Annotated in this window: 12 protein-coding genes; all 12 read right to left on the reverse strand. The window is 37.2% G+C overall.

Translation table 11 applies throughout. The features are described from left to right. Positions 1-14 precede the first annotated feature (14 nt). The gene (locus tag B3C94_RS23175; protein ID WP_293908272.1) at positions 15-998 is read right to left on the reverse strand and encodes an aldo/keto reductase; all 984 of its coding nucleotides are present in this window, start codon (positions 996-998) and stop codon (positions 15-17) included. 71 nt (positions 999-1,069) lie between these two features. Further along, positions 1,070-2,017, reverse strand: coding sequence for an NAD(P)-dependent alcohol dehydrogenase (locus B3C94_RS23180; protein WP_293908275.1), 948 nt, complete (start codon positions 2,015-2,017; stop codon positions 1,070-1,072). 98 nt (positions 2,018-2,115) lie between these two features. Continuing rightward, the gene (locus tag B3C94_RS23185; RefSeq protein ID WP_293908278.1) at positions 2,116-3,396 is read right to left on the reverse strand and encodes a metallophosphoesterase; all 1,281 of its coding nucleotides are present in this window, start codon (positions 3,394-3,396) and stop codon (positions 2,116-2,118) included. 23 nt (positions 3,397-3,419) lie between these two features. Beyond that, complete coding sequence (locus B3C94_RS23190) at positions 3,420-4,214, reverse strand: DUF4249 domain-containing protein (protein ID WP_293908279.1); 795 nt, start codon at positions 4,212-4,214, stop codon at positions 3,420-3,422. A gap of 5 nt (positions 4,215-4,219) precedes the next feature. After that, positions 4,220-6,526 (reverse strand): TonB-dependent receptor, encoded by a 2,307-nt coding sequence (locus B3C94_RS23195; RefSeq protein ID WP_293908280.1) that lies wholly within the window; start codon positions 6,524-6,526, stop codon positions 4,220-4,222. Positions 6,527-6,658: 132 nt separating this feature from the next. Continuing rightward, positions 6,659-7,639 (reverse strand): MBL fold metallo-hydrolase, encoded by a 981-nt coding sequence (locus tag B3C94_RS23200; protein ID WP_293908281.1) that lies wholly within the window; start codon positions 7,637-7,639, stop codon positions 6,659-6,661. Between the two features lie 71 nt (positions 7,640-7,710). Further along, a complete protein-coding gene (locus B3C94_RS23205) occupies positions 7,711-8,757 on the reverse strand; it encodes an MBL fold metallo-hydrolase (protein ID WP_293908282.1) in 1,047 nt (348 codons plus the stop codon). A gap of 2 nt (positions 8,758-8,759) precedes the next feature. After that, positions 8,760-9,377, reverse strand: a complete 618-nt coding sequence (locus B3C94_RS23210; RefSeq protein ID WP_293908283.1) for a ferric reductase-like transmembrane domain-containing protein — start codon at positions 9,375-9,377, stop codon at positions 8,760-8,762. 4 nt (positions 9,378-9,381) lie between these two features. Next, positions 9,382-10,302, reverse strand: a complete 921-nt coding sequence (locus B3C94_RS23215; RefSeq protein WP_293908284.1) for an SDR family NAD(P)-dependent oxidoreductase — start codon at positions 10,300-10,302, stop codon at positions 9,382-9,384. Positions 10,303-10,323: 21 nt separating this feature from the next. After that, entirely contained in the window at positions 10,324-10,947 is a 624-nt protein-coding gene (locus B3C94_RS23220) for an NAD(P)-dependent oxidoreductase (protein WP_293908285.1), read from the reverse strand. Positions 10,948-10,995: 48 nt separating this feature from the next. After that, positions 10,996-12,219 carry an alpha/beta hydrolase family protein gene (locus B3C94_RS23225; RefSeq protein ID WP_293908287.1) on the reverse strand — a complete coding sequence of 408 codons (1,224 nt, stop codon included), beginning with the start codon at positions 12,217-12,219 and terminating at the stop codon, positions 10,996-10,998. A 33-nt stretch (positions 12,220-12,252) separates the two neighbouring features. Further along, positions 12,253-12,493, reverse strand: a 241-nt coding sequence (locus tag B3C94_RS23230) for a DUF2147 domain-containing protein (RefSeq protein WP_293908288.1), incomplete at its 5' end; no start/stop codon positions are given.

Below are 12,493 nucleotides of genomic sequence, written 5' to 3' on the forward strand. Positions count from 1 at the left end.
AATAAACTTATAAATTAGTGCTTAAAAAGTCCATTTGGATGAATGTTCAGTGGTGGCATATAACTACTGAAAGCAAGTTCCTTTGGAATTATTGATTCAATTCTATCTAAATCTTCCTTTGTTAATCTTACATCCAATGCCTTTAATGTATCTTCAAGCTGCACTTCCGTACGCGATCCTACAAGTGTTAGTATATCCTCTCCCTGTGCCATTACCCATGCTATAGCCAATTGAGCTAAAGAGATGTCTTTTTCTTTAGCAATCTGTTCTAATGCTTCGGACAATGACAGATTACGGCTAAAATTATCTGCAACAGATGCCGGAACCATTTGCTTTATAAATGCCATTTTACGTTCAGCGTTGCTTCCTCCAATGAGTCCGGAAATAAGCACTCCAAACGCTACGACACCTATTCCCAGCTCTCTTGCAGTTGGCAGCAAATCATTTTCAATATTTCTGTTCATTAATGAATAGCTCATTTCTACCAAGCTAATGGGATGTGTAGCATGTGCCCTGCGTAAAGTGTCGGCATCTACTTCAGTAACCCCGATTGATTTAATATATCCTTTTTTTACAAGATCTGACATCACTCCAATGGTTTCTTCTACTGGGATATGGGGACTGATTCGTCCGGGCTCATAAAGATCTATATAATCAAGCCCTAGCCTTTTTAATGAATATACCAAATAGTTTTCAATGAATTCGGGTCTGGGGTCTATTCCATACATTCCCCCGTCAGCCTTTAGCAACCCCCCAAATTTTACTGAGACAAAAGCTTCGTCGCGTTTACGACCAGTGAGTGCCTGTCCTACAATGCTCTCACTTTCTCCCGCTCCGTAAAAATCTCCTGTATTCAAAAAATTGATACCCGAATCGAGTGCTTTGTGAATTGCTTTAATACCTTCTTCTTTGTTTCCTACCATTCTCATAGTGCCCAGTCCTAATTTTGACAAAGAAGGAAATTCGTTACTGCTATTTGTTACTTTTAACTGTTCCATTTTAATTGTTTTTTTACTATTTTGTTATTTACACCGACTAATAAATGTCAAAAAAAATTGTTTTTCAAGGTCTAATTTTTTTCGAAGCTCAATACTGTTCTTCCCTTATTTCTTTTACCGCTTTCTAATTCAGTGATTGCATCTATCACATCTGCAAAGGCATTTACATTTCCTACTTTCTGAAAGATTTTACCTTCACCAGCATACTGTGCTATTTGAGGCAGAAATTTGAGGCCATTAGTAGCAAAAACCATTTTATACTTTCCTGTAAAGAAACCTTTCAGTATCCGCGAAAAAGTGGGATTAATGTCAATAAATTTCCCATTTCTATTAAGACGTTTAATGGCTTTTCCTACATTGATTTTTCCAGACGTATCAAAAATTACATCATACTTTTCTTGACTAACTTCTAAAACATCATCTTTTCCGTAGTCATACACAGTTTTAACACCTGCGGCTTTGACTTCTTCAATTGAAGATCCTCCACATGTACCGACAACAATTGCTTCTTTTGCTAAAGCCAATTGTACCGCTGCTTGTCCTACTGCTCCAGAGCAACCGTTTATGAGAACTTTGGAACCTTGCTGAATATTTCCTTTTAAATAAAGTGCAGCCCATGCAGTGGTGTATGGTATAGGCAGACAAGCTCCCTCTTCGTAAGAAATGTTAACTGGCTTTTTTACAATTAAATTTCCTTTTGTAATGACCGACTGAGCAAAAGCGCCGGGTCGTTTAAATTCGGTAATTCCGAAAACTTCATCGCCTACCTTTATACCAACTACATTTGTACCTATAGCTTCAATTGTTCCAGAAAAGTCGTTTCCTATGCCTTTTGGAAAATGTTTATCCATCATAATTTTTGTATCGCCATTTCTTTGTTTCCAATCAAGTGGATTTATGGCCACTGCTTTTATCTTTACCTGAACTTCATCCGGTTTTAAACCAGGTAACTCGTAATCGCCAATGTACATTTGTGAGGCATCACCATATTTATCGAACTGTAATCTTTTAACTTTCATGCTTCCTGTTTATTCATGCAAAGTTCAACAATATGCATTTTACAGATATAACTAAATCTACTTTTATTGTAGTTAGATATGCGTTTATTGTACAAAGATTACGGTTCTCTCTTACAAAGGGTCACAATTGTTATTTCTGGATTTATGCCTACACGGCCCGGAAACATTGTGTAGCCAAAACCTCTGTTTACATATAAGAACTGATTATTCTCCTTATAAAGACCGGCCCAATATTTATAAAGGTATTTCGCAGGGCTCCATTTAATGCCAGGGATTTCTACCCCGAACTGCATGCCATGTGTATGACCAGAAAATGTGAGATCAATATTTGTTTTATCTTTTACTTCCGATTCCCAATGTGTAGGATCGTGAGAAAGTAATATTTTAAACGTGTCGTCAGATGAGTTTTGCATCGCTTGTGAGAGGTTTCCATAATTTGCAAAACTGCTTTTACCCCAATTTTCGACACCTATTAATTCAATATGTTCATTGTCTTTTTGAAGGTTAACCATTTGGTTTTTCAACAACCGAAAACCCATCCGTTGTTGTCTGCGTTCAAGCTCCACCAAATTTTTAGTCTTTTCTTCTTGGGTTTTCCAAGTGGCATAATCTCCATAATCGTGATTACCAAGTATCGAATAAACGCCCATTTTAGCTTTCAACCGTTTTAAGATATCTTCCCAGCCATTTAGTTCCCATGCATAATTATTAATCAGGTCACCAGTCAGAAATATGATGTCAGCGTTAAGGCTGTTCACCAAATCTATTCCTTCTGCAACATCGTCATAGTTATCATAAAAGCTACCAATATGTATGTCTGAAATTTGAACAATTCTCAGACCATCAAAGCTCGAAGGCAAATTGTCAAATTCTAACGTTTCCTTAACCACTTTAAAATTAAACCGTCCCTTGGTAACCCCATAAAGTAACCATCCTAACTGTATTCCGGCAATCGCCAATCCAACGCGAGATATGAATGTAAATCGATCTATCACTTCACCAGATGTCTCATTTTTTTTGGCAGTAATTTTTTTGACTTTGCGAAACCCCAACCAAGCCATATCTTCCAACAGGTGGAAAAAAATGAAACATAATTTCGGCAACAAATTAATAATCAGTATCGCTATAACAGTAAAAGGTATAAAATAGCTTTTGGAGGTTTGCGTATAATTGACTACGTCCGAAAACCTAAAAAAGAGAGAAATTGTTAATATTTCCACAGAAATACTCCATACCCAATAAATTACTTTCAGTGTATTGCGGAGTGTAACATTTGAAATCCTTTTAAGAAGAATTTTCAGTCCTTTAAAAGTATAGACATCAACTAAGATGATTAATGGTATAACGATCAATAGTATTAAAAAGACATTTGGAGCCATAAGTATTGCCTTTGAAAGTTAAACTATTGTACTTGTTGTGTTAGGGTTTGCGTAGTGTAGGCAGAAAAAATACCTAAAGCTCTACCACCCGTAATATTGTTAGGTGGATTTGATGGTGTAACACCACCATTCGGGCCACCCCCTGAAATCTGTGAAAGTGTATTGAAATAGACATAAGTCTGTGTATCTATACATCTCATTTCAAATTCTACTGTATCATTTAAAGCAATATCCGTATCCGGGTTAATTAATGCCCTGGTATTAGTTACTCCATTGCCAATAATATCATTATCAACATAGTAAGTATCATCCTTAACACCATTGATAGTCATAATAAAACGATAACTATTGCCTAAAGTAGGAGGATCAGTGTAAACAGGTATTGTGACATAATTATCGTCTCCATCAGGACCTGACCAAAGCTCAAACTGTAAACTGTCTAACATTACTTTTTGTGGCATAGTAGATGTTGCGAAATAATCAACCTGATCTATTGAAACATTCAGATTGTAAGTATTACCAGGGATTCCTAAAGTAGTGTTTGTCTGATAAAGCCCAGCTTCTATTTCAGTCAATACATCTATGTTTCCGTTATTATCTGTAATGGTTACATATGCGCCAGATACAGGTGGGTAACTATTAGGTTCGCTAAAATTTACGCTTTTAGAAATTTTCACATAGTAGGGGCCTGGTTGATCTGTAATTGCTCCCTCTATCACAATTTGAGGATCTGAATTATTCAGGTCTATATCTATTTCTTTCTCACAGGAAGCTAAAAGGAAAAGAAAAAGAGGAATGATAGCTAATATTTTTTTCATTATGACTAAAATTTAAAATTATATGTAACGGATGGAACCCAGCGGAATAATGAAGTTTGTAGTGCTCTGGTACGCGTAGGGTCATCGGGGTGATCTTCAAAAGTTATTGTATATGCATTTTCCCGACCATAGGCATTGTAAATACTAAAATTCCAAGAGGACTCGAATTTGCCTTTGTGAGGTCTTGTGTAGGTTGCTCCTAGATCTAATCTGTGATAAGCCGGCATACGGTAGCCATTTCTCTCGGTATAATAAAAAACTGAGTTTCCTTCAATATTGTATTTACCGCTTGGAAAAGTAACCGCATTACCAGTATTATAAACAAAAACACCTGACAATGACCATCGATCGTTCAGTTCGTACATGGTTACTACAGATAAGTCGTGAGTTCTGTCTTGACGGGCGACATACCATTCATTGTTATTGATTCCGTCGATTTTCTTTTCAGAACGTGAAAGTGTATAGCCAATCCAACCAGTAAGTTTTCCCGTTGTTTTTTTCAACATAAATTCGGCTCCATACGCCCTTCCTTTTCCGAAAAGAAGCTCACTTTCTACATCATCCACAGAAATCAGGTCAGCACCATTTTTGTAATCAACTTGATTTTTCAAGTCTTTATAATATCCCTCAACACTAATCTGATACTTACTGTTATTGAAATTGTGGAAGTAACCCAAACTCACCTGATCACTTATTTCAGGCTTTAAATTATATGAGTTGCCAATCCATTGGTCTGTAGGGCTTGAACTTGTACTGTTGGTTAGCAGATGAAGATGTTGTGTATTTCTTGCATAACCACCTTTAATACTATTCTGATTGCTCAACATATAACTGAACTGGAATCGAGGTTCTAAATTATAGTAGGTTTTTCCAAATTCACCTTTGGATAAATATATCTGATCGGTTAAAACTCCATTGTCGTAAACATTATAGGTATCCTCGCCAATGATGCTATATGATGAAAGACGTATCCCATAATCAATTGTCAGATTTCTCAGAACTTGATTTGTATTATTGAAATAAATGGCATTTTCCAAACCGTATCTGCTATTTTTTTCTTCTTCTACGACAACATCTCCTTCAAATCTGCTCGGTGTAATAGTGTGATAAATACTGTTAAATCCAAAGCGGAATTTATGTTTATGGTTTAGTGTATATTCGAAATCCTGCTTTAAATTCCAATCCCTTATTTTTGAATTGACGTTAAATTCAGAGCCACCGCTATTTAAGCTAATTTCGTAGTCATAGTTACTATAAATAAGAGAAGTGTTTGAAAACAATTTCGGAGAGATTAGACTATTCCAACGTATCGTTCCTGTTCCGTTCCCCCATTCCGTACCAAATGTATCGCCGAAACCAAGAACGTCACGGCCAAAATAACCTGATACGAACAGACGGTTATTTTCATTTAGCCAGATATTTGCTTTGGCGTTCAGATCATAGAAATAAAGTGAGTTATCTTTAAAATCTTCACTTGCCCGTAAGAATAGGTCAGCATAAGTTCTGCGCCCCGAAATTATGAATGACGATTTACCTTTTTGAATAGGACCTTCTACGGCAAGCCTGCTACTAATTAATCCAAGACCACCATTAACGGAATATTTTTGATTATTACCCTCTTTCATTACCACATCTAAAACGGAGGAAAGCCGACCACCATACTGTGCAGGGCTATTGCCTTTAATAATAGTTACATCTTTTAGAGCATCACTATTAAATGTCGAAAAGAACCCGAACAAGTGGGATGCGTTATATACCGGGGCTTCATCCAATAATATCAGATTTTGATCTGTGCTTCCTCCACGAACAAAGAAACCGCTATTACCTTCGCCAGCAGATTTTACGCCCGGCATCAACTGAATGGTCTTCAGAATATCTTTTTCTCCAAATATGATAGGCAGTTTTTCTACTTCCTTAACATCTATTTTTTCAAGACCAATATTAGCTTTTCTAATGCTATTCCCTTTATTGTTGGCAGTTATTACCACCTCTTGGAGTTTAGTATCAGATCCAAACAACCCCTTATCAAGCTTCATGTTAGCTTTTAGCGTAACACTGACTGTGTCGTTTTCATAGCCGATTGTGCTAAATATTAAATGGTATTCACCCTCTGGGAGGGTCAGGGAATAGAAGCCATATGTATTACTTGATGTTCCAACATCGGGGAGTTCTAATGTGTAAATAGAAACTCCCGGCATGGTTTCCCCCGAGGCTTCATCTTTGATGGTTCCGCTTATAGTAAACTTTTGCTGTGCGTGCAACAAATTCGCTGTAAAAAGCAAAACAAAACTTGCTAAAATTGTTTTTGTCATTGTCCTACTAATAATTTATAGAACAAAAGTGTATTTTACAGATTTGCTGACAAAAATAAAGCGATGAACTTAGGGAAATAAGCGAAGAAATCTAAACATCTAAGATTATGATATTTGGGTAGTAAAATCTTATTAGAGTTCTGTACCCAAAAAAAATCTTGTTTCACCTTCTGGGAGGGTGATAAAATGGTCTTTTGACAAACCTCGTTCTTCAAGGGCAGTTTGTAAATCTCTTTGCGGTTGGTCGTACCCTTCTGAGGAAAGCTGAAATGTTCCGTAATGCATTCCTATTCCTAACTTAGCACCTAAATCCTGATAAGCCGTTACCGCCTCACCTGGATTTGTATGGATGGCTTTCATAAACCAATTAGGGGCATAAGAACCAATACCCAGCAAGGCAAATTCTGGCGAACCTAAACGTTTGCTGATTTCTTTGTAATGAGTTGAATATCCGGAATCACCACCAAAATAGATACTTCGATTTTCATGTTGTATGTAATAACTTCCCCAAAGGCTTTTATCCCGGTCAAATAAACTTCTACCTGATGAATGCTGTGTAGGCGCAAATGTAATTTCTGTATTTCGGGATATCTTTATGCTATCCCACCAATCAAATTCCTCAACATCTGAAAATCCAATCCTATTTAATAGTTTTTTATCTCCAAGAGCAGCGAATACCTTCGGTGAAAACCTTTCATTAAGAATTTTTAAAGTATCTACATCCAAATGGTCATAATGGTTGTGACTTAGGAGTATAAGGTCAATTTTCGGAAGATCGTTTAACGCTACTCCACAGGGGCGTACTCGCTTTGGTCCGAACCACTGAACGGGACTTGCACAATTCGCCCATACAGGATCTGTAAGGATATTAATGTTTTGAAATTGTATTAAAAACGTAGCGTGGTTAACAAATGTAATGGCAACATCATCTTCTCCCAACTTTTCATTGAGGTTTGGAATGCCACAATCTTCTACATATTTCGGCCATTTCTCTCTTTCTTCACGCATCATTTTTATAACATCAGAAATGCCGGGAGAAATTTGCTTTTCAAGGGTTGGATTAAAAAATTTCCTACCATTGAAATGATCTGAAAGCTGTATATTATTTTTCATTGTATATCGAATAAAATTATTGCGGTTGGAAGTAAGGTAAGGTTGCTAAACGGTAAAATATCAGCAATTCCCTAATTTGAACTTACTGATATTTTTTTTGTTTCGCCTTCTTGCAGAATCAAGAAAGTAGCCTCTGGAATGTTTTCTTTTTGAAGAGCCTCTTTCAATTTTAATTGTGGTTCATCAAAAGGTTCAGATGCTAACTGAAAAGTTCCCACATGCATTCCTATACTCAATTTAGCATTCAAGTCCTTATGAGCTTTTACACCTTCTTCGGGGTTCATGTGAACGGGTTTCATAAAAAATTGGGGAGCGTATGAACCGATACCCAACATCGCAATATCAGGTGATCCGAGGCGTTTTTTTATATCTGAGTAATGTGTAGAATATCCCGCATCCCCACCAAAATATATGCTTTGGTTGAGGTGTTTTATAAAATAGCTGCCCCAAAGACTTTTATCCCTATCAAACAGACCTCTGCCCGAAGAATGCTGGGCAGGGGTAAATGAGATAACTGTATAAGGATTGATTTGTATATTTTCCCACCAATCCATTTCTATTACATCTTTTATTCCGATGGATTGTAGTAGCTTTTTATCTCCTAAAGGAACGATAAATTTAGGTGAATAGCGTTCATTTAATTTTCTTAATGTCTTTTTGTCAAGGTGGTCGTAATGATTATGGCTTATCAGGACAACATCAATTTGAGGTAGGTCAGAAAAATCAACTCCCGGTTCCCTAATCCTTTTCGGACCGATAAATGATATTGGGCTGGTCCTTTTCGACCAGACAGGGTCTGTTAATATATTCAGTCCGTATAGCTGGATCAAGAATGTAGCATGATTTACAAAAGTGATGGAAGTTTCGTCTTTGTCTAAATTTTTTTCAATAGTTGGAATAGCGGTATTCTCGATATTTTTGGGCCATTTAGGACGACCTTCACGCATCATTCGGAATATATCTGAAAAAGATGGTGAAAACTGTTTTTCTAAGGTAGGGTTTTGGAATTTCTTTCCGTTGTAATGATCTGTCACCGCCGTCTTTTGTATCGATGTACAAGAAACGCTCTGTAATAAAAATATAGCAACAAATATCTTGAATATTCTATCTATCATCATACTTAATTATTATTTACTTTTTGGGGTTTTCTACCGAAAAAAACTTTTTTCCAACGATAGCCTTGCAACAGCAATACAGGAACGCAATGAACCAATGCAGGAATAAAATGATTATGAATAAATGCCCAATGTAAATAAGCTAATAATGCCGCTAAATAACCCCAGTTATGAATTTTTTTCCAAGCTTTTCTTTTCAATGTTTTTACCCAAGCATCGGTGCTTGTAATTACCATCGGAATCCAAATGATAAAAGCAATCCATCCCGTAATCAAGCTAAAATCAAAAAACTCTTTTGTTACTTGATTAACCGGCACTTCGATTAAATATATGATGGTGTGGTATAACGCATATGCAAAAGCTGCTACGCCAAAATATCGTTTATTCCTAACCAACCATTTCGGGAATTTGTACCTCGGAAATATTATTATCAAAGGTGTGGCAATTAATGAAAAAAGCAAAAACCGTCCGCTTAATTCACCTGTAACGTGCATCATCGCCTTATAATTCATTTTACCGCTGCTAAGGGTTCCGATACTGAGCAATAATCCGGGTAGCATCAAAAACAGCCATAGTACATATTTGCCTCTCCACCAAGGGAGTTTCATTGTGTTACCCAACATCTACTTATCGTTTTAGACCAACCATTTCAGCTGATTTTTCCCATAACTTCCCTTGCAATTCAATATTGCTCGCCAATTCTGACGGGTCTGGATAGGTTGGTATCCCTCTTACTAAAGAAACATATATTTTGCCTGCCGGAGGCACTATATTACCTAATGCAACATCTGCCAGCATTTTACCTGAATGTTCAGCTTTGTTCTTTTTAAACTCCGGTTTAAATAAGCTCAAAATCGGGAAGATAGTACCCGTAATTATCTTCACAATAGCTTTTTGCAATTTTGAAGCATCCCTGCCGACGACACTGCCAGTAAGACCAGGATTAAAAGCTATTATGTGGACATTTTGTTCTTTCACCTCTTTTAGGCGAGAGAGATATAAAGCCGTCATTAGATTGCATAGTTTTGAAGCAATATAAGAGCGAACCCCTGTACCGTTTCCACCTGCTGTTGGATGCGACCACTCATCGAGTTCCAATCTTTTTGGAGCAAGTACTTTGAAGGGCGGATTATGCATATTGCTCGAAGTAATGACCATTCGGCTATTGTCGGACATATATGGTAAAAGCAGACGTGAAATGAGGTAATGAGAAAGGTGGTTTACGGCAAATGTTAGACCATAACCATCCTCACTTTTGTCTTCGGCAGGTGAACCGTGAAGACCAGCATTAAGTATCAGGATGTCTATTTTATTTGTGCCTATCGCTTTAATGACTGCATTAACAAATTCACGCACACTTGTAAGAGATGCCAGGTCAACCGGAATAACTTCAACCCCAGAAGGTAACGTCCGATTTTCACCGCGTGCACCAACTATCACACGTGCGTTAGCTACTTCAGCCAGATGTTGAACGGTAATATTCCCGAAGCCGCTTGTTGCTCCGGTCATAACTATTATCCTATTTGGATTATTTCTTAGTATTTTCATAACAATTTATGCCACTTAAAATTATGAAACAAGCATCGGCGTTTTTCCTAAAAAAGTTGGAAACCTAGCTTGTGCTAATATAAAATCGGCAACATCTTCTCTTGAAATGCGTGCACCGTGTTTACCGGTAAGTTCTGTTATGGCATTGTATTTTCCGGTATGCTTCCCATCACTCAAAAATCCCGGACGAACAATTATCCAACGGGCAATTTTTTTCTTGATAATTTCTTCCTGACGGTTTTTATCGTCATATTGTCTTTTCAAAACAACAGGCAAAAAGATGTTGTCATACACCCAACTACAATGCCCTTTGCTGTCACCTGCGCCCAAGCCAGTAACAGCAATCAATAACTGTTCGGGTTTCAAAACCTTAGCAAGGTTTTCCGCACTTGTAGAAAACATCGTTTGTGGTTTAGTTACATTTTTAGTTCCTAAACAATCACAAATCACATCTTGACCTGCTACGAGTTTTGCTATATCATCTGCATTTTCTGCACTGCCTTTAATAACCGTCAGGTTTTGATGCGTTACAGTTAATTTATCGGGATTTCGTACTAATCCTGTAACCTGATGTCCATCTGCCAAGGCTTGTTTTACAAGGTGCATTCCAATACCGCCAGCGGCTCCAATAATCGCTATTTTCATTTTCTATTTTCTTTATTGTTACGTAAAAAATCTATAATGGCTATCAGATTATAAATTATCTTCAATCCAATCAAACAGGATTTCTGATGCAGTGGCATAGCCTCCCATTTGGGTATGCGTCTGTGCTGTGGTTGTTTCATCAAATAACATATAATGTTTTGGCGATTTTAATGCATCATAGAATTTTATTGCTTCTCCCGGAAGAGTTTCTGACGTACCGTCCATAACCAGAACTTTGCAGGTGATTTCATCTAATATATCTGCATTGCTATATTTGTCAAGTTCATCAATAACAGCGTCTATTTCATTTTCAACACCATGCTTCCACGCATAGTCTTCAACCATTTTATCCATCATTGAAGGTCTTAGAATCTTAGGTAGTTTCTGAACTTGTCTAAGTGCATTGTTTATCGAATCTCCCCAACTGATGTTGCCCGGATTGGTAATGCATAACTTAATTCTTTTGTCAAATGCTGCTGCTCTTGGTACTAAATATCCGCCAAAGCTGATACCCAAAATTGCAATTCGTTCCATATCTATACCCGAAAGGGTTTCGGCATAATCAATTACCGGAGTAATAACTTTTTCCCAATCTTTCCTGAATATCAAACCCTGCAATCGAAGTGTTTTTCCCTGACCGGGACCTTCTATCACAATACAATGAACACCTCTTTTTATAGCACTGTCAAATACCCATACGGCGTCTTCTCCCCAAGTATCCCTGCCCGGTGTAATAATAATAAGCGGTGCTTTCTCTCCTGCAACCGGCGATTGGTAAAAATATCCATTCAGAAATGTTTCTTCATAAGGAACTTGGATTTTTACGCCCGGATAATCCGATAATTCCAAATATTTTTCATAACAGAACTCGCTATTTTTTGAAAAATCCACAACTATGGGATCTTCTTTTTCACTAAAGCACATCAATGCTATTCTCCAATAAGAGGCAGATCTTAGATAGGCAGAAGAAGCCGAAACCGTTTTGTTGTTTTGGTAAGAATGATCGGCCCTGTCCTGCACTTTTTTTGCGGTGTTTCCCCAAGCGACAGCCCAATCACGTTCTGAAGAACTCTCCATTTGCCCCAAAGTCTCCATAATCTCGCTAAAATCTGTCATCTTATATTGCATCAAACCAAAAATGTGTTTTAGCAATGCATCCATTAATATATGGTCAAAGAATTTCAATTCTGACCAATGCTTGCCAGAGTAGATATATTTTTCCATATCCACTTTGCTTTTCTGTTGCGCCAAAGGGCTTTTACTTTTTGCCATTAATTGAATAAATTTATTGTGTAGTTTATCTATTTATGCTTTTGTCCAGAGTACGCTATAACTTATAAATGCCCATTTTCCCGTAACCTTTAATTTATTGTCCTGAACCTCGAAAGTGGCTTGAAACCAACGGCTTTTTTTAAAAAGATATAACTGTCCTTTTGTAATTCCTTTTTCTTGTTTCGCTTCTTTAATAATGACTGTCCCTGGCTTAACATCTTGATCGTCTGACGAAATGACCTTCCCGAAAATAGAATTACCCTGCTTTTCTATT

This window comes from Sphingobacterium sp. UBA5670 (genome assembly GCF_002420705.1).
Taxonomy (GTDB): domain Bacteria; phylum Bacteroidota; class Bacteroidia; order Sphingobacteriales; family Sphingobacteriaceae; genus Sphingobacterium.

Excerpts from the sequence above, each read along its gene's own strand:
- B3C94_RS23175 (WP_293908272.1), bottom strand. The coding sequence starts at position 998 with ATGGAACAGTTAAAAGTAACAAATAGCAGTAACGAATTTCCTTCTTTG.
- B3C94_RS23180 (WP_293908275.1), bottom strand. The coding sequence starts at position 2,017 with ATGAAAGTTAAAAGATTACAGTTCGATAAATATGGTGATGCCTCACAA.
- B3C94_RS23185 (WP_293908278.1), bottom strand. The coding sequence starts at position 3,396 with ATGGCTCCAAATGTCTTTTTAATACTATTGATCGTTATACCATTAATC.
- B3C94_RS23190 (WP_293908279.1), bottom strand. The coding sequence starts at position 4,214 with ATGAAAAAAATATTAGCTATCATTCCTCTTTTTCTTTTCCTTTTAGCT.
- B3C94_RS23195 (WP_293908280.1), bottom strand. The coding sequence starts at position 6,526 with ATGACAAAAACAATTTTAGCAAGTTTTGTTTTGCTTTTTACAGCGAAT.
- B3C94_RS23200 (WP_293908281.1), bottom strand. The coding sequence starts at position 7,639 with ATGAAAAATAATATACAGCTTTCAGATCATTTCAATGGTAGGAAATTT.
- B3C94_RS23205 (WP_293908282.1), bottom strand. The coding sequence starts at position 8,757 with ATGATGATAGATAGAATATTCAAGATATTTGTTGCTATATTTTTATTA.
- B3C94_RS23210 (WP_293908283.1), bottom strand. The coding sequence starts at position 9,377 with ATGTTGGGTAACACAATGAAACTCCCTTGGTGGAGAGGCAAATATGTA.
- B3C94_RS23215 (WP_293908284.1), bottom strand. The coding sequence starts at position 10,302 with ATGAAAATACTAAGAAATAATCCAAATAGGATAATAGTTATGACCGGA.
- B3C94_RS23220 (WP_293908285.1), bottom strand. The coding sequence starts at position 10,947 with ATGAAAATAGCGATTATTGGAGCCGCTGGCGGTATTGGAATGCACCTT.
- B3C94_RS23225 (WP_293908287.1), bottom strand. The coding sequence starts at position 12,219 with ATGGCAAAAAGTAAAAGCCCTTTGGCGCAACAGAAAAGCAAAGTGGAT.